22 protein-coding genes are annotated in these 22,707 nt (G+C 29.9%); 18 read left to right on the forward strand and 4 right to left on the reverse strand.

The features are described 5' to 3' along the window. Nucleotides 1–14: 14 nt before the first annotated feature. From H9I45_RS10080 to H9I45_RS10150, 15 genes are all read left to right on the forward strand, one after another. Nucleotides 15–1,004: an AAA family ATPase gene (locus tag H9I45_RS10080; protein WP_088352379.1), complete on the forward strand. Its 990-nt coding sequence runs from the start codon at nt 15–17 to the stop codon at nt 1,002–1,004. Between the two features lie 124 nt (nt 1,005–1,128). Then, entirely contained in the window at nt 1,129–1,998 is an 870-nt protein-coding gene (locus H9I45_RS10085; RefSeq protein WP_088352380.1) for a DUF58 domain-containing protein, read from the forward strand. 249 nt (nt 1,999–2,247) lie between these two features. Next, on the forward strand, nt 2,248–3,102 hold the full coding sequence (locus H9I45_RS10090; protein WP_394364902.1) for a BatD family protein: 855 nt from the start codon (nt 2,248–2,250) through the stop codon (nt 3,100–3,102). Further along, nucleotides 3,089–4,096, forward strand: coding sequence for a vWA domain-containing protein (locus H9I45_RS10095; RefSeq protein WP_088352381.1), 1,008 nt, complete (start codon nt 3,089–3,091; stop codon nt 4,094–4,096). The genes H9I45_RS10090 and H9I45_RS10095 overlap by 14 nt, the downstream gene beginning before the upstream one ends. A 2-nt stretch (nt 4,097–4,098) precedes the next feature. Next, a complete protein-coding gene (locus H9I45_RS10100) occupies nt 4,099–5,145 on the forward strand; it encodes a VWA domain-containing protein (protein ID WP_176397505.1) in 1,047 nt (348 codons plus the stop codon). A gap of 1 nt (nt 5,146) precedes the next feature. After that, on the forward strand, nt 5,147–5,971 hold the full coding sequence (locus tag H9I45_RS10105; protein ID WP_088352821.1) for a tetratricopeptide repeat protein: 825 nt from the start codon (nt 5,147–5,149) through the stop codon (nt 5,969–5,971). Nucleotides 5,972–6,111: 140 nt separating this feature from the next. Then, entirely contained in the window at nt 6,112–7,872 is a 1,761-nt protein-coding gene (locus H9I45_RS10110) for a BatD family protein (RefSeq protein WP_088352382.1), read from the forward strand. Nucleotides 7,873–7,874: 2 nt separating this feature from the next. Beyond that, a complete protein-coding gene (locus H9I45_RS10115) occupies nt 7,875–8,633 on the forward strand; it encodes an SH3 domain-containing protein (protein WP_088352383.1) in 759 nt (252 codons plus the stop codon). 66 nt (nt 8,634–8,699) lie between these two features. Next, nucleotides 8,700–9,008 (forward strand): hypothetical protein, encoded by a 309-nt coding sequence (locus H9I45_RS10120; protein ID WP_228454852.1) that lies wholly within the window; start codon nt 8,700–8,702, stop codon nt 9,006–9,008. 88 nt (nt 9,009–9,096) lie between these two features. Beyond that, a complete protein-coding gene (locus H9I45_RS10125) occupies nt 9,097–10,680 on the forward strand; it encodes a SulP family inorganic anion transporter (RefSeq protein ID WP_088352384.1) in 1,584 nt (527 codons plus the stop codon). A gap of 11 nt (nt 10,681–10,691) precedes the next feature. Beyond that, nucleotides 10,692–11,450, forward strand: a complete 759-nt coding sequence (locus H9I45_RS10130; protein WP_088352385.1) for an adenine nucleotide alpha hydrolase family protein — start codon at nt 10,692–10,694, stop codon at nt 11,448–11,450. An 86-nt stretch (nt 11,451–11,536) separates the two neighbouring features. After that, nucleotides 11,537–13,405 (forward strand): SulP family inorganic anion transporter, encoded by a 1,869-nt coding sequence (locus H9I45_RS10135; protein ID WP_088352386.1) that lies wholly within the window; start codon nt 11,537–11,539, stop codon nt 13,403–13,405. Between the two features lie 5 nt (nt 13,406–13,410). Then, on the forward strand, nt 13,411–14,040 hold the full coding sequence (locus H9I45_RS10140; protein WP_088352387.1) for a carbonic anhydrase family protein: 630 nt from the start codon (nt 13,411–13,413) through the stop codon (nt 14,038–14,040). Nucleotides 14,041–14,220: 180 nt separating this feature from the next. Then, nucleotides 14,221–14,517: a hypothetical protein gene (locus H9I45_RS10145; protein ID WP_088352388.1), complete on the forward strand. Its 297-nt coding sequence runs from the start codon at nt 14,221–14,223 to the stop codon at nt 14,515–14,517. Nucleotides 14,518–14,618: 101 nt separating this feature from the next. Further along, nucleotides 14,619–16,205: a SulP family inorganic anion transporter gene (locus H9I45_RS10150; RefSeq protein WP_088352389.1), complete on the forward strand. Its 1,587-nt coding sequence runs from the start codon at nt 14,619–14,621 to the stop codon at nt 16,203–16,205. 55 nt (nt 16,206–16,260) lie between these two features. On the opposite strand, the gene H9I45_RS10155 is transcribed toward H9I45_RS10150, so the two are convergent. Then, nucleotides 16,261–16,653 carry a hypothetical protein gene (locus tag H9I45_RS10155; RefSeq protein ID WP_140422713.1) on the reverse strand — a complete coding sequence of 131 codons (393 nt, stop codon included), beginning with the start codon at nt 16,651–16,653 and terminating at the stop codon, nt 16,261–16,263. 44 nt (nt 16,654–16,697) lie between these two features. Further along, entirely contained in the window at nt 16,698–17,213 is a 516-nt protein-coding gene (locus H9I45_RS10160; protein ID WP_088352391.1) for a CvpA family protein, read from the reverse strand. A gap of 81 nt (nt 17,214–17,294) precedes the next feature. Between H9I45_RS10160 and H9I45_RS10165 the strand changes: the two genes are divergently transcribed. After that, on the forward strand, nt 17,295–17,651 hold the full coding sequence (locus H9I45_RS10165) for a hypothetical protein (RefSeq protein WP_088352823.1): 357 nt from the start codon (nt 17,295–17,297) through the stop codon (nt 17,649–17,651). 7 nt (nt 17,652–17,658) lie between these two features. Here H9I45_RS10165 and H9I45_RS10170 read toward each other — a convergent pair whose 3' ends face one another. Beyond that, the gene (locus H9I45_RS10170; RefSeq protein ID WP_088352392.1) at nt 17,659–18,453 is read right to left on the reverse strand and encodes an SDR family oxidoreductase; all 795 of its coding nucleotides are present in this window, start codon (nt 18,451–18,453) and stop codon (nt 17,659–17,661) included. A 106-nt stretch (nt 18,454–18,559) separates the two neighbouring features. Here H9I45_RS10170 and H9I45_RS10175 point away from each other — a divergent pair, with 106 nt between their 5' ends. Together H9I45_RS10175 and H9I45_RS10180 are read left to right on the forward strand one after the other, a co-directional pair. Then, nucleotides 18,560–19,924: a TlpA family protein disulfide reductase gene (locus H9I45_RS10175; protein WP_088352393.1), complete on the forward strand. Its 1,365-nt coding sequence runs from the start codon at nt 18,560–18,562 to the stop codon at nt 19,922–19,924. Further along, nucleotides 19,924–20,415, forward strand: a complete 492-nt coding sequence (locus tag H9I45_RS10180) for a TlpA family protein disulfide reductase (protein ID WP_088352394.1) — start codon at nt 19,924–19,926, stop codon at nt 20,413–20,415. Before H9I45_RS10175 ends, H9I45_RS10180 begins: the two co-directional genes overlap by 1 nt. A gap of 73 nt (nt 20,416–20,488) precedes the next feature. Here H9I45_RS10180 and H9I45_RS10185 read toward each other — a convergent pair whose 3' ends face one another. Continuing rightward, nucleotides 20,489–22,648 carry a LamG-like jellyroll fold domain-containing protein gene (locus H9I45_RS10185; RefSeq protein WP_088352395.1) on the reverse strand — a complete coding sequence of 720 codons (2,160 nt, stop codon included), beginning with the start codon at nt 22,646–22,648 and terminating at the stop codon, nt 20,489–20,491. Between the last annotated feature and the right edge of the window lie 59 nt (nt 22,649–22,707).

The following is a 22,707-nucleotide window of genomic DNA, read 5'->3' on the forward strand; positions in this document are numbered from 1 at the left end:
TAATACACAATACAATGGATGTAGATGTAAGAGCTATTAACGAGAAAATTGAAAGAGAAAGTGCCTTTATAGACATTCTTACTTTAGAGATGAATAAAGTAATTGTTGGGCAAAAACAAATGATAGAAAGTTTGTTAATTGGTTTGCTTGGAAATGGACATATTCTTTTAGAAGGGGTTCCTGGTTTGGCAAAAACCTTAGCAATTAATACATTATCTAAAGCAGTTCAGGCAAGTTTTAGTAGAGTACAATTTACACCAGATTTATTACCTGCAGATGTTGTTGGAACCATGATTTACAACATGAAACAGAATAGTTTCGAAATTAAAAAAGGACCTATTTTTGCAAATTTTGTATTGGCAGATGAGATTAACAGAGCGCCTGCAAAAGTACAATCTGCTTTATTAGAAGCGATGCAAGAACGCCAAGTTACTATTGGAGATACTACTTTTAAATTAGAAGAACCATTTTTAGTAATGGCAACTCAAAACCCTGTAGAACAAGAAGGTACATATCCTTTACCAGAAGCACAAGTCGATCGTTTTATGTTGAAGGTAGTAATTGATTACCCTAAATTACAAGACGAGCAAATTATTATGCGTCAGAATTTAACTGGAGATTATTCAACAGTAAACCCAGTTATTTCTACAGAGCAAATTTTAAAAGCAAGAGAAGTTGTAAACGAAGTTTATATGGACGAGAAAATCGAAAAATATATTCTCGATATTATTTTTGCAACTCGTTATCCAGAAAAATACAACTTACCACAATTAAAAGATTTAATAAGTTTTGGAGCTTCGCCTCGTGGAAGTATCAACTTAGCAAAAGCGGCGAAATGTTATGCCTTTATTAAAAGAAGAGGATATGTAATTCCAGAAGATGTTAGAGCTGTTGTTGGCGATGTTTTACGTCACAGAATAGGAATTACCTACGAAGCTGAAGCAGAAAATGTAACATCTGTAGATATTATTAACTCGATTATTAATGAAGTTGAAGTACCATAAAGAAGAGTTGGCAGTAAAATTAGTAGGCAGTAGGCAGTCGCTTACTAAATTCTAATTTTACTAAATCCTTTCACTATAAACTATTGACTGAAGACTGCAAACTGAAGACTGCCTACTTAAAAAAATGGATACTAAAGAAATACTAAAAAAAGTTCGTAAAATAGAGATTAAGACACGTCGTTTGTCTGATCATATTTTTGGAGGTGAATATCATTCATCATTCAAAGGACGTGGTATGACTTTTTCTGAAGTAAGACAATACCAATTTGGCGACGATGTTAGAGCCATCGATTGGAATGTTACTGCACGTTATAACGAACCTTATATTAAAGTTTTCGAAGAAGAACGCGAATTAACCATGCTATTAATGGTAGATATTTCTGGCTCGGAATCTTTTGGAACATCAACACAGTTTAAAAAAGATACGATTACAGAAATTGCTGCAACATTGGCTTTTTCTGCTACTCAAAATAACGATAAAGTGGGTTTAATTCTATTTTCTGATGATATAGAACTTTATATTCCTCCTAAAAAAGGGAAAAGTCACGTTTTAAGAATTATTAGAGAATTAATTGAATTCAAACCTAAAAGTAAAAAAACGAATATTTCTGTTGCCTTGAAATTTTTATCAAGTGTAATGAAAAAGAGAGCGATTGTTTTTATGTTATCAGATTTTATGGACGATGATTATGAAAAAACTATAAAAATTGCCGCTAAAAAACACGATTTAACAGGAATTCGTGTTTTTGATAAACATGATGAAGAAATTCCGAATTTAGGAATGGTACCCATGTTAGATGCAGAAACTGGGAATGTGCAGTTGATAAACACAGCATCAAAATCAACAAGAACAAGTTACAAAGCAAATGCTTTACGCTTGCAAGATTACTATATAAATACTTTTAAAAGAAGTGGTGCTGGTACAATTAGCACAAGAGTGGATGAGAGTTATGTAAAAAAATTACTAGGTTATTTTAAACATAAAGGGAGGTAAAGAAGCCCTTCTTAATCTTCCCAAAGGGAAGAAACACTCAATTGAAAAGTGTGTGAAATAAAATTGAAAAGAATCAAAATAAAGAAAAATTAAAAGTTGAAAACAAGAAATATAAATATCAATTTTCAAAAAAGTGATAAAAAAGTACAGGCTAAACGTCCTTTCTCTTTTGGAGAGAGGATTGAGGTGAGAGGCTTTCTCTTTTTTCTTTTTTCTCTATTCTTTTTTTCTGGTTTTGCACAAGAAGGAATGGTAAAAGCAGAAATTGATACTACTAACATTAGAATTGGTGAGCAATTTCAATTGAAAATTTCTGTAGATGAAACTCAGAATGTAATTATTCCAAAATTACGTTTAAATGGTTTGGAGGTTATCGATTCTACTAAAGTTGATACTCTTAAAAACTCACTCATCAGAAGGTATATTTTAACTGGTTTCGATAGTGGCGCATTTTACATTCCTCAACAACAAATATTTGTAAAAAATAGAGCATATTTTACAGATTCTTTATTAGTTAATGTAGCTACAGTGGCTATAGATACGACTAAAGTGAAAAAATTTCCGATTAAATCTATCAAAAAAGAACCTTATACTTTCGACGATTTTAAAATCTATTTTTATATTCTTTTAGCTGCTTTGGCAATTATAGGTTTCTGGATTTATTGGTTTGTTATCAGAAAAAGAAAAGAAGAAATTGAAGCACCAACTTATAGAACATTGCCTCCTTACGAAGAAGCTATTTTAAGGTTGAGTGAATTGGACGAAAAATTATTGTGGCAGAACAATAAAGTAAAAGAATATTATAGTGAATTAACGGAAATTGTGCGTGGTTATATAGAACGTGAGTTAAATGTACCTGCTTTAGAAAACACGACAGACGAAGTTCTAGAAATGATTAGAGATTTCAAAAAGTCAGATACAATACAAACTTCGCAAGACACTTTAGATAAATTAAGAAGTCTATTGAGAGAAGCAGATTTGGTGAAGTTTGCAAAATCGAAACCTTTGGCTTTAGAGATTGAAGAAGATAGAAAAGATGCACAAGAAATTGTGAGTAATTTAAAACCTAAACCAATTATTGAAGAAAATGATGAATTGGAATAATTTCGAGTTTTATAATCCTGAATTTCTGTGGCTGTTAATTTTAATTCCACTTTTGGCAGTTTGGTATTTCTTTATGCGTAAAAAAGACGCTGCAGTTTTAACCATGCCAAGTGTAAAAGGTTTTAAAGTAGAATCTTCTATTTTATCGAAATTAAAACCTCTTTTATATTTGTTAAGATTGTTGGCTTTGGCGGCAATAATTGTGGCTTTAGCAAGACCAAGAAATGTATCTGTAAGCAAGAAAACAAAAACAAATAAAGGAATTGATATTGTTATGGCAATTGATGTTTCTGCAAGTATGTTAGCAAGAGATTTAAAGCCAAATAGATTAGAAGCACTTAAAAAAGTAGCGATAGATTTTGTAGACAGAAGACCAAATGACAGAATAGGAATCGTAGTTTACGCAGGTGAAAGTTTTACACAAACACCAATTACAAGCGATAAAAGCATTGTAAAAAGAACCATTTCCGAATTAAAATGGGGCCAATTAGAAGGCGGAACTGCCATTGGAATGGGTTTAGGTTCTGGAGTTAATAGACTCAAGGAAAGTAAAGCAAAAAGTAAAGTAATTATTTTGTTAACAGATGGTGTAAATAATTCTGGAAATATAGACCCAAGAACTGCAACAGAATTGGCAAAAGAGTTGAAAATTAAAGTCTACACAATTGGAATTGGAACCAATGGAATGGCAGATTTTCCTTGGAGTAAAGACCCAAGAACAGGAAAATTAAATTTTAGAAAACAACAGGTAGAGATAGATGAAGCTTTATTAAAAGATATTGCTACAGAAACTGAAGGGAAATATTTTAGAGCGACAGACAATTCATCTTTAAAAGAAATTTATGATGAAATTGACACACTCGAAAAAACAAAAATAGAGGAGTTCAAATACTATAATTATCAAGAAAAATTCAGAATTTTTGTCTTTTTTGCTCTTGGTTTATTGGTATTAGAGTTCTTGTTGAGAAACACAATATTTAAGAGTTTTATATAAAAATGTACAGAATAGAAGAACCAATTTATTTTTATCTACTCGCAATTATTCCAGCAATAGTTGTGTTATTTCTATTGGTTTTATGGTGGAAAAAAAGAACACAGCGTAAATTTTCTGATGCAGATTTACTTCAGAAATTAGCGCCAAACTCATCAACATTCAAATCGGTTTTAAAATTGGTGATGTTATCAATTGGAATTACTTTTTTAGTAATTTCTTTGGTAAACCCAAAAATGGGAACTAAACTAAAAACGGTAAAAAGAGAAGGTGTAGATATTGTTTTTGCTTTAGATGTTTCCAAAAGTATGTTGGCAGAAGATATTGCCCCAAATCGTTTGGAAAAATCGAAACAAATTATCTCTAAAATTATTGATAAATTAGGTTCAGATAGAGTCGGAATTATTGTGTATGCAGGTAATTCGTACCCACTTTTGCCAATTACAACAGATCATGGAGCTGCGAATATGTTTTTGCAGAATGCAAACCCAGATATGGTTTCCAGCCAAGGAACAGCAATTAGCGAAGCCTTAGAGCTGGCAAAAACATTTTATAATAATGATGAACAAACAAATCGTTTTCTAATTATTATTTCAGATGGTGAAGATCATCAAGAAGAAACAAAACAAGTTGCACAAAATTTAGCAAACGAAGGTGTAAAAATTTATGCTGTTGGTGTTGGAACGGAAAATGGAGGTCCAATTCCTATTCGTGTAAATAATTCTGTTGTTGGTTATAAAAAAGATAATAAAGGTGAAACTGTTATCACCAAAAGAAACGCCGAGGTTTTAGAAGAAATCGCAGATATTGCCAACGGAAAATATTTGGATGGAAATGTAACCGAAAATCCTGTAAGTGCAATTGCAGATATTATTGCAAATGCAGAAAAAAATGAATTTGAAACGAAACAATTTTCAGATTATAAAGATCAATTTCAGTGGTTTTTGGCATTAGGATTGCTATTCTTAGTTTTAGATATTTTCTTATTTGATAAGAAAACAAAATGGCTAAGAAAAGCAGATTTATTTAATGAAGAAAAGAATAAAAAATAAGATGAAAAAATTAAAATACACACTTATTATCTTTCTATTGCTCTTTTCAACAAAAGAAATAGTAGCACAAAAAGATACGATAGCATTGCAAAGAAAAGCAAGAACAATGTTACGTCAAGGAAATGAATTGTACCAAAAACAGCAATTTACAGATGCTTCTGTGGCGTACCAAAAAGCGTTGGGGAACAATTCTAATTACGATAAAGCTTCTTATAATTTAGGAAATGCTTTTTATCAAAATAAAAACTTCAAAGAAGCAATTCCACAATACGAATTAACAGCAAAAACTGCAACAGATAAGTTTACGAAGGCAGAAGCGTTTCATAATATTGGAAATGCACAAATGGAAGCAAAAAACTATCAAGGTGCTGTAGATGCTTATAAAAGTTCCTTGAGAAATAATCCTAATGACGATGAAACTCGTTATAATTTGGCAGTCGCTCAAAAAATGTTAGATAAAGAAAATCAGCAAAATAAAGACGACAAAAACAAAGATAAAAAGGACGATAAAGACAAGGAAAACAAAGACAAAGACGACAAGAATAAAGATAAAAATAAAGACAAGAAAGACGGAGACGATAAGGATAAAAAGGACGAGGACAAAGATAAAGACGGAAAAGGCGATAAAGACAAGGACAAAAACAAAGATCCTAAAAAAGACGATAAAAAAGAACAACAAAAGCCAAAACCAAAACAGGGTCAAATGACTCCTCAGCAAGTAAAACAGTTATTGGAAAGTTTAAATAACGAGGAGAAAAAAACCCAAAAGAAAATGAATGCTAAAAAGGCAAAGGGTAAAAAAATAAAACAAGAAAAAGATTGGTAATAAGCCCATCTTTACTTCTTCCCAAAGGGAAGAAAACACATACTTTAAGTTTTATATAAAAAAGATTTAAAGAAAGTTAGAAAACGGAAAAATTAAGATAAGAGTGTCTCTCCCCTTTGGGGAGATTAAGAGGGGCAAATATGAAGTTGAAATTTTACATATCGATATTGCTTTTTGTTTTAACGACAAGCTTAGTTGCGCAAGAAGCAACAATTCAAGCAAAAGTTAGTAAAAATAAATTAGGTTTAAACCAACGTTTGCGAATTGTGTTTTCGATAAACAAACAAGGTGGAGAAAATTTTACACCTCCAAACTTTACTAATTTTAGAGTTGTTGGTGGCCCAAGCCAATCTGTAAGCCAATCTTGGGTAAATGGAAAAACCACTTTTTCTCAGTCTTACACATACATCATTCAACCAACTAGAAAAGGAGAACTTTCTATTGGTACTGCAAGTGTTAAAATTGGTGGAAAAACAATAAAAACAGATCCTATAAAAATTATCGTTTTAGATGCTGTAGAGATTCCTAAAGATCCAAACGACCCAAATTATGTGGCACAACAAAATATTCATTTAGTGGCAGAAATTTCTAAATCGAGACCTTATGTTGGCGAAGGAATTTATGTTGAATATCGTTTATATGTTAGTGAAAATGTAAGTGTTTACGATACAAATGTTACAGAAGCACCAAAATATAATGGATTTTGGAATCAGGATATTAAAATAAATGGTTATCCCGTTAAAATGGGAAAATACAATGGTGAGGATTACAGGTATATTGTTTTACAAAAAGCTTTATTAATTCCTACAAAATCGGGTAAACTAGAAATCGAACCCATGAAAATGGACATAATTATTGGTGTTCCAACAGGAAGAGCAGATTTCTTTGGAAATGCAATTACCAGTAATGTTCGTAAAGAATTTGCATCAGAAAAAAAATTAATTCGTCCTAGAAGTCTTCCTTTAGAAGGCAAACCAGCAAACTTTACAGGCGCTGTTGGAGAATTCGATTTTAAAGTTTCTTTGAGTAAAGAAATTTTGAAGGCGAATGAAACTTCCGAAATTAAAGTCGCAGTTACTGGAAAAGGAAATTTAAAATTATTCGAATTACCAAGTGTAGAAACTCCTGTAGAGTTAGAAATTTATCAACCAGAAAGAAAAGAAAAAGTAAATGTTTATTCTAGTGGAATCTCTGGTTCTGTAACAGATTCTTATACTGTTGTGCCACAATACAAAGGAAAATATAAAATTCCAAGTACTTCTTTTTCTTACTTTAACCCTAAAGAAGGAAAATACAAAACAATTGATACTGAAGATTTATTTGTAGATGTACAAGAAGGGAAAGAACTGGTAATTGTTGACAGTACTTCTGTAAATAAAAGAGATGTAATTTCAACTGGTGAAAATTTTAGATATATTGCTACGAAAACCACTTTTGAACCTGCTGAAAAGTCAGACTTCTTTAAATCGAACTTGTTTTATATTTTACTTTTATTACCATTAATTGCAATTCCAATCGGAATATTTATTGGCAAAAGAAATGAAGAAAGAAGTAACGATATTGTTGGAAATAGAACAAGAAAAGCTGAGAGATTAGCTAAAAAATATTTATCAGAAGCGCAAAAGCAATTAGGTAAAAAAGAAGCTTTTTATGAGGCTTTAGAACGTGCACTTCATAATTACTTAAAAGCAAAGTTAGGCATCGAAACTTCTGAAATTAGTAAAGAAAGAATTACTGAAATTTTAGAAAGTAAGAAAGTGGAATCTAGCACAATTCATCAATTTATTGAGGTTTTAAAGAGCTCAGATTTTGCAAGATATACACCATTTACAGCCACTCAAATGAAAGAAGAATTTGAGCGTGCAAAAGAAGTTATTGTTCAATTAGATAAACAATTATAAAAATGAAAAAAATACTGTTTTTATTTTTGATAATCGCTAGTTCTGTAAATGCTCAGAATGTAGATAGTTTGTTTGTTTCCGCAAATGAATTGTACAAAAACGGACAATTCGAAGAAGCTATTGAAAAATATAAGAAGATTGAATCTGAGAAAGTAATTTCATCAGAATTATATTACAATTTAGGGAATGCTTATTACAAATTAAATAAGGTAGGGCCTACTATTTTCTATTATGAAAAAGCATTAAAAATAGATCCTTTAAACGAAGATGTAAAAAATAATTTAATCTTTGCAAAACGTTTGGCTCTAGATAATATTGAAGAAGTTCCAAAAACCGTTTTTCAAAGGTTCAACACAAATTACCTTCAGAAATTATCTTACAATCAATGGGCAATAATTGTGGTGGTGCTTTCTTTAGTGGCTTCCCTATTATTTTTACTATTTTACTTTGCATATACTCCAAGAAGAAAAAGAACTTATTTTACAATAAGTGCCATCTGTTTTATTCTTTTAATTGCTACCCTTTTTATAACATATAGCCAATATAATCAAACAAAAAATAATATTGAAGCCATAGTTTTTGCTGAAAAAACAGAAGTCAGAAATGCACCAACTTTAAATGCTGAAGAAGTTTTTACATTACATGAGGGTACAAAAGTTGTTGTTTTAGACACTATAGATAATTGGAAAAAGATTAAGTTAATAGATGGTAAGATTGGTTGGATAATTTCAAGTGAAATAAAACTGTTGAATAATTTTTAATTTTATTTTAACAAAAAAATAAAAAACCTTTCTTATGTTTGTTTGTTTTTAAAAAATAATGAACTTTTGAAAGTAAGAATCGCAATTTTCTTTTCTGTTTTATTCGTTAGTCTTATAGTGACTCCAACTATTATTAGTTTAACGGATTCATCACAAGATATTTCTTATTTTTTAAATTTTAGTGAGGAAGAAGAAGAGAATAAAGGAAAAGGAGAATCTAATAAAGATACAAAACTAAAAATACATTCTTCAAGCTTTATAAATGTTGTTTTGACTAACGTATTTAAGTCGAACAAAAACATTTGTTTTTATTCTAAGAACTACATTTTTGAATTTTCTAAAGTTACCACTCCACCACCCAAGTTTGTACTATAATTTAGAATTAGTATAACAAAAGATCAATTTTATTTATTAAAAACAAAACTCTAGGCAACCTATGCCCAGAGAGAAAATATATATATATATGTTTAAACACATTAAAAACGATTTGCCAGCAAGTATAGTGGTATTTTTCGTAGCATTACCATTATGTTTAGGTATTGCATTAGCAAGTGGAGCTCCTCTTTTTTCAGGGTTAATTGCAGGAATTATTGGAGGTATTGTAGTAGGAGGCTTAAGTGGCTCTAAAATTGGAGTAAGTGGACCAGCAGCTGGTTTGGCAGCAATTGTATTAACAGCAATTGGTACTTTAGGTGGTTATGAAAACTTTTTAGTTGCTGTAGTTTTGGGAGGAATAATTCAAGTAATTTTTGGTGCTTTAAAAGCAGGAATTATTGGTTATTATTTTCCATCTTCCGTAATTAAAGGAATGTTAACAGGTATTGGAATTATTATTATTTTAAAACAAATTCCACACTTTTTTGGATATGATGCAGAAGCAGAAGGAGCAGATAGTTTTATAGAAGCTTCAGGAGAAAATACATTTTCTGCAATTTTAAATATTACAGACAATATTACTTTAGGGTCTACAATTATTGGTTTTATAGGATTGGGAATCTTATTACTTTGGAGTAATGTTTTATCTAAAAAAGGAAAAGTGTTTCAGATAATTCAAGGGCCATTAGTAGCAGTGGTTGCTGGTATTGTATATTATTTCTTTACTACCGAAAATTCTAAATATGGTATTAACTCAGAACATTTAGTAAGCGTTCCTGTACCAGATAGTTTCGATTCTTTCTTGGGGCAGTTTAGCTTCCCGAATTTTGGTGCAATTACAAATCCACAAGTTTGGGTAACAGCATTTACAATTGCTCTGGTTGCAAGTTTAGAAACTTTATTATGTGTAGAAGCTACAGATAAGTTAGATCCGCACAAAAACGTAACTCCAACAAACAGAGAATTATTAGCACAAGGAACAGGAAACGTAATTTCTGGTTTAATTGGTGGTTTGCCTATTACACAAGTTATTGTAAGAAGTTCTGCAAATATTCAATCTGGTGGTAGAACGAAGTTATCTGCAATAATTCATGGTTTTTTATTATTAATTTCTGTGATTTTAATTCCTACTTTACTAAATAAAATACCTTTATCTGTTTTAGCAGCAATATTATTAGTCGTTGGTTATAAGTTAGCAAAACCAACTGTATTTAAAGAAATGGTTCAGTTAGGTTGGAAACAATGGATACCATTTTTTGTGACTGTAATTGGTATTGTTTTCGCAGATTTATTAATAGGTATTGCCTTAGGTTTAGCAGTTGGTATTGTTGTAATTTTAATTAAGAGTTTCCAGAATTCTCACTTTTTACACATAGAAGATAAGAGTAATGGAAAACACAGAATTAAAATGACATTGGCAGAAGAAGTTACTTTCTTTAATAAAGGTGCTATTTTAAAAGAATTAGACAGTTTACCAAAGGATACTTTCTTAGAATTAGATGTTAGAAAAACTAGATATTTAGATAACGATATTATCGAAATTTTAGAAGATTTTGCATTCAAGGTAAAAGAAAGAAATATAGATATTCAATTGATTTCGGAAAGAGGAATTGTAGAAAACCCTCCAAGTTATATCGAATTTTTTAACCTAAGACCTAAAAAATCTGCATAAAAAAAACAATTATGAATAATAAATGTAAAATTTTAGTGCTTGCAGATGTTGATAAATCAACATCTGAAATTCTTAAAAAAGGAGTGGATTTAGCAAATGTAGTTCAAGGAGAAATTGATTTTTTCTGCGTAAAAAAGCCTACAGATGTTGTGGAAAAAGAGAGTCAGCTTTCTGCAATGAGATCTATTAATAAAACATTTATAGAAACAGATAATCAAATTAAAAAAATGATTAATGATGTTTCTGTAAATAGTATTCCTATAAATCATAAGATTTCATTTGGAAATTTAAAAGATGAAATTAGATATCAAATAAAAGAAACAAAACCAGATATTGTTCTCTTAGGGAAAAGAAAGTCTAAAATATTGTCTTTTTTTGGAGATAATGTTATCAATTTAATTTTAAAAGAATTTAATGGCACTATTTTAATTGTTTCCGAAGAAAACCCATTAGAAGCAAAAGAAGAAATTTCTTTAGGGCTGTTAAATAACGTAAATTTATCAGAAAATAGATTTATGGAAACTTTAGCTTCTTATTCTAACAAACCTCTTAAATCTTTTCAAATAAATCCTGTTGAAAAGAAAATATCTAATCCTAATAATACTGTAGAATTTGTATTTGAGGGTGGAGATAATACAATTAAGAATGTGAATAACTATTTATCTAAAAATAAGATTGACTTATTGTTTCTAAATAGAGAGAAAGAAACAAAATCTAAGATTGGAGGCATATTAAATAATTTAAATTGTTCTTTAATGGTAAGTAATTAGAAATTAAATTGCTTTTTAAAAATAAGCTTGTGTTAAGAATAGAATGATTAACTTGGTGTTTACTAATTAATCAATTTAAAAAAGTAATGAAAAAATTATTTTCAAATATTAAAGGAGATGCTTTCGGTGGAATAACTGCTGGAATTGTAGCATTACCATTAGCTTTAGCATTCGGTGTATCATCTGGATTGGGGCCAAGTGCGGGTTTATATGGAGCTATATTTATTAGTTTTTTCGCTGCTCTTTTTGGAGGAACAAACACTCAAATTTCTGGGCCAACTGCACCAATGACAGCAGTAAGTATGGTGGTTATTGCAGGTATTATTGCCGCAAACGATGGTGATGTTACCAAAGCTTTACCAGCAATTTTAACTGTTTTCTTATTAGCAGGACTGTTTCAAATTATTTTAGGAGTTATTGGTTTAGGAAAATACATTCGATATATTCCATACCCAGTAGTTTCTGGTTTTATGACAGCGATTGGTGTTATTATTTTATTAACGCAAATATTACCTTCTGTAGGATATTATCCGAAGGAAGATATCGAATTTGTAAGTACATTTAAACCACAAGCCGAAGAAGTAATTTTAGAAAATATTTTAAAAGAAGAAGCTGGAGAAGGTATTTTAGTACTTGAAGATTTTAAAGAAACCATAGCTAGAGCCAACAAAATTACACCTGCAGATATTTTAAAAGAATCGGAAACATTAGCCGCAAAAGAAACATCTGGTGTATTAGGTGCTATTAAAGCTTTTCCAAGGGCAATACAGAATATTAGTTGGTTAGAATTATTATTAGCTTTAGGAACCATTTTTATTATTTATGGCTTTAAACGGGTTACTACTAAAATTCCTAGTACATTAGTTGCATTAATTGTAATGTCTGGAATTGCAGTTGGTTTTGGTTTAGATTATAGGACTATCCAAGAAATTCCTAGTGGAATTCCAGAAATTAAATGGGAAATTTTCTCAAATTTTTCTTTAGGAAGTCTAACTCCATATATATTTACAGCCTTAACATTAGCTCTTTTGGGAGCCATAGATTCACTTTTAACAAGTGTTGTTGCAGATAATATGACTAAAACAAAGCACAAACCAAATAAAGAATTGGTAGGGCAAGGAATTGGAAATAGTATAGCCGCGTTATTTGGAGGTATTCCTGGAGCTGGTGCAACTATTAGAACAGTTGTAAATATTAATGCTGGTGGAAAAACCAAGCTTTCTGGAATGATCGCTGGTATTATGTTATTAATAATAATGTTAGGTTTAGGACCTGTAGCATCTAAGATTCCAGCTGCAGTTTTAGCAGGAATTTTAATTACAGTTGGTATTGGAGTTATGGATTATAAAGGGTTAAAAGCAATACCATATTTGCCAAAAGACATTAAAATTGGTCCAATTAAACTAAGTTCGGAAGTTTTAATTATGATGGTTGTTTTATTACTATCTACTTTTTGGAACTTAGTATATGCAGTTGGTATTGGGTTGGTAATTGCTTCTTTGATGTTTATGAAGAAAATTGGGGATTTAACAGCAGAAAGATCTGACGTAAAATCTTTAAAAGAAGAATCTTGGGCAGATGAGTATGATTTCCCTGAAAATCTTAAAGAGGAAGTTTTTATCAAGCACATAAAAGGACCTTTATTTTTTGGTTCTACTAGTGATTTTCAAGCACTGTCACTCCAAATTCCTGAAACTGCGAAAACAGTTATTTTAAGATTAGGAAGAATGCAATATATGGATCAATCTGGGTTGTATGCCATGGAAGATATGTTGCAAGATTTAAAGAAAAAGAATATTGAAGTCTTGTTTGTTAATTTATTAAAACAACCAAGATATATGATGGAACGAATAGATATCATTCCAGATTTTATACCTACAGAACACATATTTAAAAATTTTGACACTTGTGTGAAGTGGGTAAAAGAAAATGTAAAAGACGAATTTAAAAATTAAAAATTATGAGAACATTAGCATTAAACAAAAACGCACAAGACAACCTAAATCCAAATGATGTTTTAACAAACCTTTTGGACGGAAATAGAAGATTTATAAATAATACTTTAGAAAATGTAGATTATAACGCTTTAGTAAAAGACACTGTTGGTGGCCAATATCCAAAAGCAGTTGTTTTATCTTGTATCGACTCAAGAGTACCTGTAGAGCAAGTATTTGACCAAACTATTGGAGATATTTTTGTAGCGAGAGTTGCTGGTAATTTCGAGAATACAGATATTTTAGGAAGTTTAGAATATTCTTGTGCAGTTGCTGGAAGCAAACTAGTTTTAGTATTAGGTCACGAAAGTTGTGGTGCTGTAAAAGCGGCTTGCGATGGTGTTGAGTTAGGTAATATAACTGCCATGTTAGATAATATTATTCCTGCAGTTAAAAAGTCTTCGGAAGAAGTAGATGGCGAAGCAAATTCTTCAAATAAAGAATTTGTTGCTAAAACTGTTGAAAATAATGTGTTGTTAACTATTGATAGAATCAGAGAAAAAAGTTCAATTCTTCAAGAAATGGAAGACAATGGAGATATAAAAATAGTTGGTGGTGTTTATTCTTTACAAACTGGAGAAGTAACTATGTTGTAGTGCTCTATTAGAAAAAAACAAAACTTATATTCAACAAAAAACCCGAGATAAATCTCGGGTTTTTTATTTTTATAAGGTTTTTTCTATTATAATTTAAAAAAATGAGTTTTTCTTTATGTTTGCTTTAACACATTTTAATTTGCCTAATGTTATCTTTGCATTCAATTAAAATAACCCTTTTTGAAAGTTAGAATTGCACTTTTTTTTACTTTTTTATTCTTAGGAATAATCGCTGCTCCAACTTTAATAAGTTTCATGGACAAAGACCAGGATATTTCTGTTTTTCTTGCGCTTAATGAAGAAGAAGATACAACTGGAAGCTCAATAAGTGAAGGATTAAAAGTGTATGCACCTTTTAATGTGGCTTTATTTCTTCGAGAAATAATCCAAAAAGAAGAAAACTTAGCCTACAATACTACAAATTATATCTCTCAATATCCTATTATTTTAACACAACCTCCAGAGACTTTGTCGTAATTTTTCCATTTTATTATGAAGTCATTTTGACTTCAATCACACAATTTATTTTAAAAATCAAATTCTGAACAATATATGTTCGGAACAAAAAACACGTCCCCATGTTTAAACACATAAAAAATGATTTACCTGCAAGTATAGTAGTATTTTTCGTAGCATTACCATTATGTTTGGGTATTGCTCTCGCAAGTGGAGCCCCGTTATTTTCTGGAATTATCTCAGGAGTAATTGGAGGAATAGTAGTTGGAGCCTTAAGTGGTTCTAAAATAGGAGTTAGTGGTCCAGCAGCTGGTTTAGCTGCAATTGTTTTAACTGCAATAGGCACATTAGGAGGTTATGAAAACTTTTTAGTAGCTGTTGTTTTAGGAGGAATTATTCAATTAATATTCGGTTTATTAAAAGCTGGAGTTATTGGATATTATTTTCCTTCTTCAGTAATTAAAGGAATGTTAACCGGAATTGGAATTATTATCATTTTAAAACAAATTCCGCACTTTTTTGGATATGATGTAGAACCTGAAGGTGCAGATAGCTTTATAGAAAGTTCTGGCGAAAATACTTTCTCTGCAATATTTAATATTTTCGAACATATAACTACAGGATCTTTAGTAATTGGTGTTATTGGTTTCTTATGTATTCTTTTTTGGGATAATATTTTAGCCAAGAAGGCGAAATTTTTTACTGTAATACAAGGTCCATTAGTTGCTGTAGTTTTAGGAATTCTATATTTTATATTCACAAAATCTAACGACGTATTTGGTATTACAGAAACACACTTGGTTAGTGTGCCAATTCCTAATGATATTGCCTCATTTTTAGGTCAGTTTAGTTTTCCTAATTTTTCCGCTATTACAAATATAGATGTTTGGATAACTGCATTTACAATTGCATTAGTTGCAAGTTTAGAAACACTTTTATCTGTGGAGGCTTCCGATAAAATAGATCCAGATAAAAATGTAACGCCAACAAATAGAGAGTTAATTGCACAGGGAACAGGTAATGTAGTTTCTGGTTTAATTGGTGGTTTGCCTATCACACAGGTTATTGTAAGAAGTTCTGCGAACATACAGTCGGGTGGTAAAACAAAGTTATCTGTTATTTTACACGGTGTTTTATTATTAATTTCTGTAATATTAATTCCTAAGCTATTAAATAAGATTCCACTTTCTGTATTAGCGGCTATTTTATTAATTGTTGGTTATAAATTAGCAAAGCCAACTGTATTTAAACAAATGTATACATTGGGTTGGAAACAATTTGTACCATTTATGGTAACAGTTCTTGGTATTGTGTTTACAAATTTATTAGTCGGAATTAGTTTAGGTTTGGTAGTAGGAATTGTTGTTATTTTATTAAAAAGTTATCAAAATTCTCACTTTTTACATATGGAAGACAAAAGCAATGGAGTTCATAAAATTAAAATTACTTTGGCAGAAGAAGTAACATTTTTTAATAAAGGAGCGATTTTAAAAGAACTAGATTGTTTACCAGAAAATTCTCAATTAGAAATAAATGTTTTAAAAACAAGGTATTTAGATAATGATATTATAGAAATTTTAGAAGATTTTATCTTTAAAGCAAAAGAAAAAAATATAGAAATAGAATTGGTTTCCGAAAAAGGTGCTTTTAAAAATCCTGCAAGCTTTATAGGTTTCTTTGCAAATAAAAGAAAACACAAAGCTGCTTAAAAGTTTTATGATCTTTATAATACAAAAAAACCCGAGATAAATCTCGGGTTTTTTATTATTCGTAATTTGCTTGTTTTGCTTTGGTTAATCTTCCTTCCCAGGATCTACCTCCTAAAGTAGAAGTATAGTAGATTTTTTTCCCTCTTACCTTATCTACCTTTATATGCATTCTTGTACCCATTTTAAATGGAAAGTTTGGCAACGTACTTTCTTGGATGATTAAATAATATTCGCAATCGTTAATCCATTCGATATCCGATTTTATAAAATGTTTTCTTTTGTTATGGTACTCTACATGTTTATTTTCTTTAAAAATAACTACCACATTATTACTTCCATTTTTATATGAAAATGTATTGTTTTTTAAGATTGTACAATCTTTTTTTGAACTAGAAGACATTAGTGCAAAAGAGCACAAAATAGCTAAAAGGAAGTAAAATTTTTTCATTATTATTATTTTAATGTCGCAATTTAAACAAAATGCAACATAGTTTAAACTATATCTTCAGAGGATTTTTCCTCTTTTTCTTCTTTAATAATTGAGGGGAAAATAGTTGGGGCTATTTTTTTTACAGGTTCAAATAAGATAGACTCTTTAATTGTTTCTTTTTCAATAAACGGAATTGTATCGTTCATTTTACCAAAAAAAATAAAAACTACACTTAAAATTAAACCAATCTTTAGAGCTCCAAAAACACCACCTAAAACTTTATTAATAATACCTAATGAAGCAAAATCTGCTAATTTTGTAAGCATTTTACCTAATAAAGCTATAATTATTATAATTACAACAAAGGTTGCAGCAAAAGCAACTAAAGAAATATATTCTTGTTCCCAAGATACGGATTCTTTTAAAAAATCTCCAATAAAATGTGAGAAATGTATCGCTCCATAAACACCACCTATTAAAGCTACTAAAGAAGCAACCTCTACAAAAAGCCCTTTCATTATACCTCTAACGAAGCCAAATAGTAGTAATGCAGCTATAATAATATCGAAAATATTCATCAAAAAAATTTCTTCAAACCTACATCTTTTTTTTAAAATTTAAAAATGGCGGTTGTATCTTTACAGCAAATTTCAATTACTATGCCAAAAATAAGTAACTTAAAAGAAAAATGGGATTTCTTAACAGAGAAATTAACCAATCAATTTGCAGATGGAGATGAGTTAAATATGGATGGCATTATATATTTAATAGGTGTACAAGAACTTGGGCAAGCTCATAGAACTTTTAAAAAAGACGAAAAAGTAAATTTAATGCACATTGCTATTTGTAAATTACTAGAACCTTATGGTTATTATGAATTCGATTTTTTTGATGATGAGGGCTGGCCACATTATAAAGTTCTTACAGAATTACCAAATTTAAAACCAGGAGAACAAACTGTTTTAATGAAAGAAGCGATTATTAATTATTTTGATGCCTTAAAATATTTTGAATAATATTTTTTTATGTAACACTCATTTTTCTAACCAAAATAGAAATTAATTTTGGGAAAAACCTTTTTGTATATACCCCTAATTTCTCTTTTGCTCCTGCTATATAAACTTCCTCTTTTTTATTTTCTATTGCATTAATCATTAATTTTGCTAAACGTTCTGGAGACATTCCATTTCCAGTAGCAACATCCATTTTACCTTGTGGAGTTCCATCTCCAGTTAAGGCATTTTTAGAAACGTTTGTATTTATAAAGCCAGGACAAACCAAAGTTACAGCAATATTATTTTTGTGATTTTCTGCTCGTAAACAATCGAAAAAACCATGTAGAGCATGTTTGCTAGCTGCATAACTAGATCGTAAAGGAGTTCCTATTTTACCAACAATACTTGTGGTTACTACAAACTGTCCGCTTTTATTTTTTATAAAATGTGGCAAAAGTGCTTTTGTAAGCGCTACTGTTCCCAAATAATTAATATCCATAATTCGTTTATCCACCGAAATTTGCGTGTTTTCTACGAGCGAACGTTGGCTAATTCCTCCATTGTTTATTAAAATATCTATTTTTCCAAATGTAGCAATCGCTTCAACTGCTTTGGTTTGTAAATTATTATAATCCTCTAAATCAAGTGTAATAATTTTTACATTTTCGTTGTTTTTACATTCGTTTTTAACCAATTCTAAGGCTTCTTTTTTTCTTGAAGAGAGAATTAATTTGGCATTTTTATCAGCAAATGCAATTGCCAACGCTTTTCCAATTCCAGATGATGCTCCAGTAATCCAAATTACTTTGTTAGAAAAACTCATTTATCGTATTTTTATGCCACAATATACCCTTTTTGATTGAGAAATAGTACTTTTGGTATGCTTCTTGAAAATAGGTTTACAAGAACAAAAAAATCAATATTAAAAAATGAAAAAATTACTCGCATTTATATTTTTAATTTCCTCTTTAGCGCAAGCACAGCATACAGTTAATGGAACAATGACGAATGCTTTGGAAACAGATTGGGTTATTTTATATAAAATTGAAGGAGCAAGACAGCAATTTGTACAAAACTCTACCATTAAAAAAGATACTATTGTTATTGATGGGAATAAACAAGCAATTGGTACTTTTCAGTTTCAATTACCAGAAACTTCTAGAGCTGGTTTTTACAGAATTACGTATAGAACAACCAACCCAAGTTTTGTTGATTTTATTTATAATAAAGAAGATGTAAGTTTTACGTTTCATCCAGATTATCCAGAGCAATCTGTTACATTTTCTAAGTCTAACGAAAACATTATTTATAAAAATTATCTAACCGAAATTTCTAAAGCACAGCAGAAATTGGATTCACTTCAAATTACTGCGATTAAGAAGCCTAGTTTAGATTTAAAAACTGATTATAAAACTGCTTTTAATAACGTAAATACAATTCAGAAAACGTATCTAAAAAACACAAACGGAATGTATGTACAGCCTTTTATAAAGGCAACTTTAAGAGCAAATCCTTCCGAAATAAAAACAACTGCGAAAGACTATATGTCTAATATGACAACTACTTTTTTCGACAATATGAATTTTAAAGATAAAACACTTATAAACTCTTCGTTTTTAGTCGATAGAATTACAGATTACGTTTTCTATATCAATTATTCCGAAAATAAAGAAGCGCAACAAAAACTATATAAAGAGTCTATAAAAACAGTGCTTTCTAAAATAGAAAACCCTCCATTTAAAAAAGATATTATAGAATTTTTAGTGGCACAGTTCGAAAATACTAGAAATTTAGATTTAATTGATTTCCTTTTTGAAAATTACTACGAAAAACTTCCTGAAGGTTTACAAAATAAAGAGTATTTAAAAGAGAAAAAAGCACTTTTTGCTACTGAAATTGGTAGAACTGCACCCGATTTTTCTTGGAAAGAAAATGGTATAAACTTAAAACTTTCTACTTTAAACGATGCTGAAAAGTATGTATTGGTTTTTTGGAGTACAGATTGCTCTCATTGTTTAAAAGAAATTCCATTATTGCATAAATTTATGCAAGACAAAACAGATGTAAAAGTGGTTGCTTTTTCTTTAGAAAGAAACGATTTTGGTTGGAAAAACATGAAAGCAACTTTACCAACTTGGCACCATGTTTTAGGGTTGAATAAATGGGAAAACAAAATTGCGAGAACGTATAATATTATGTCTACACCAACTTATTTTATTTTAGATAAAGACAAAAAAATTATCGCAAAACCAGAAGAATTAAAAGACGTAACTCAATTTTTTGCTAAAAAATAATGCTTAAAAAGTTTATTTTAATTTTTACTCTTTTCATTTCTCTTTCTGGTGTTAGTCAACAAAATTTTAAAGTGAATGATAATGCTCCAGATTTTAAATTGTGGCTTTTAGATGGTCGCAAAATTACCCAAGAAGATACTAAAGGAATGGTTGTTGTTTTTAAATTTTGGTTTACTTCTTGTTTGCCTTGTTTAACTGATATTCCAAAGTTAAATAAACTAAATAAAGAGTTCGAAAATCGTGATGATATTTTATTTGTAGCACCAGCTTTAGATAGAAAACCAACAATTGAAAAACTTTTGAAAGTACATCCTTTCAATTTTAAAATCGCCTATTCTGCAATGGATGTGAGTCGAAAATTCAACAAAAAACAAATATATCCTTCTTATTTTGTAATCGACAAGAAAGGAAAATTCTTTTATATTGATAGTGGAAGTAAAAAATCTGAATTTAAAGATTTAAGGAATGCTATTTTAGAAGTTTTAGAGTAGTTTTATCCTCAAATAAAAAAGGCTGTTCAACATAAATTTATGTGAACAGCCTTTTTAGTAAATTTCCTTTTTTCTAATTCTTTATAAACTTTTTGGTTGAGATTCTATTGTTTTCAGTAATCACTTTCAACATATAAATACCTTTAGAAAAGTTGCTGACGTCTATTTTATCAGAAATACTTTCTAAGATTTTTTGTCCCTGTAAATTATAAATAATTACTTTTTTAACTTCAGAAGTTATACGAATATTTAATATTGAAGAAACAGGATTTGGGTAAATTGAGATTTTATCATCATTTAAAAAATTATCTACACTTAAAGAAGAAGAGCCAAATTCATAAGCGCCCATATCTACAGTTGTATTAAAAACTCTTTGATTTCCTAACAAATCTGTTGTAATTGCATTTGGTACCAAAGAGTTATCACCAGAATCGATTGCTGGGGAACTTGCTTGTAGTGTAAAGTCGTTATTTGAAGCGTCAGTAAATAATGGATCTTGATTTATACTTGCTAAAAATCCGCCTTCTATAATATTATTTTGAGCTGTTGGACTCTGACCAACATTAGCAAAACTACTACCAGAATTACCATAAACAACAGAGTTTGCAATTACAGCTTTTTGGGCATTGTTTAAATTAAAAACAGTAGTATTTCCATTGTTTTTAGAAAAAGTTGAATTTATAATTTTTACATTTAAGTTATTAACATGAGAACTATTCGCAGATAATGTTATTGCTGAAGCTTCATTAATTGTTGTGTTGTCATACACTAAACAGTTTACTAAACTACCATAACTTTTTATTCCAAAGGCACTAGCAGAATATCTAATTGTTGAGAAATCTATTGAATAGTTATTTCTAATTATGGTGTTTTCGAAATTTATATCTGTTAAAGTATTAGATGCGCCACAAGGATTAGAAGAATAAAGTGCTGCCATACCAATTGCAGAATTATTTTCAATAACACAGTTTTTAATTTTTATAATTATTGCTCTTCCTGCACTATCTGGATTTGCATAAATTGCTGCTCCTCTTTCTTTAATGTATTGCTGTGTTTGGTCTGTTGCACAATCTAAATCTCTATCTGTTGAATTTGAATTTCCTCCAGAAATTGTAAAACCATCTAATTCGCCTCCATTAGAAAAATTACCTTTTACAGTTACTACATGATATGCATTGTCTTGTCTTGTTGTTTCTACTGTTGTAATTGTAGTATTATCATCTGCATTTAAATCTCCAGATAAAATTGTTGAATTTGTATTTATATCTCTTTCCGACAGCGAAGTTTCTGAACCGTTAAAGCCACCATAAATAAACAATGGTTTTTTTAATAAAAATGTCTTATCTCTTGTAGTTTGTTGGCTTGTTACTGCAAATGCTGTTGGCAAATAAGTACCAGAAGCAACCCATAATTGATCGTTATTACTAGCACTGTTTATAGCACTTTGTAGGTTAGTAAAAGCATCTGCCCAAGAACTACCATCGTTATTTCCTGTGGCATTTTGGTTTACATAAATAACATCTGGACTTCTATTTAAAAATATAGAATATACTTCTAAAGGTGTTAACTCCCTATTAAAAATCTCAATATCGTCTATATTACTAAAATAACCTTGAGAACCAGATAATGGAGAAAGTCTAAAAGTAGCATTAGAACTTAAAAAATTACTACTATTACTAGCATCTACACCATTAGATAAGTTGGAGTGTAAAACACCATCAATATAAACTCTATTATCATAACCACTAGGACTATGTTTAATTGTAAATACAACTTGATGCCAATCTCCATTATAAATAGCTAAACCAGATTGAGAACTTTGGTTATCATCTCCATTGTTTTTAAATCTTGCAATTAACGTATTACTAGGACCAGTTCTCATAGAAAAACCATCTCCAGAAGAATCAAATATATCAAAAATACGTTGGTTACCAGAAGTAGGTGCAGAACCTTGTACCCAAAAACTAATACTAATTTCATTATTTGTACCTGTAAATTTATATCCGTTTCTAGAAATTGCATTCGATCTAATAGCTGCATTAGCCACATTAAACCTATCGATTTTTAATAAATTTGATGCAACTGTACCACCAGTTAAATCTCCTGTTCCAGGGTTTGCAAGGTTTGTTAAATCGCCATTTGTAAATCGATATTCTGCAATATGATCTGTTGGTAATTGCGCAAATGAGAAACAACTAACAAGAAGTAGTAGTTTAAGTAAAATTGTTTTCATAATTTTTGTATTTATTGTTTATGAAACAAAAATGCTTACTTATCTACTTTAATTTGAAT

Origin of the sequence: Polaribacter haliotis (assembly GCF_014784055.1) — a bacterium.
Taxonomy (GTDB): Bacteria; Bacteroidota; Bacteroidia; order Flavobacteriales; family Flavobacteriaceae; genus Polaribacter; species Polaribacter haliotis.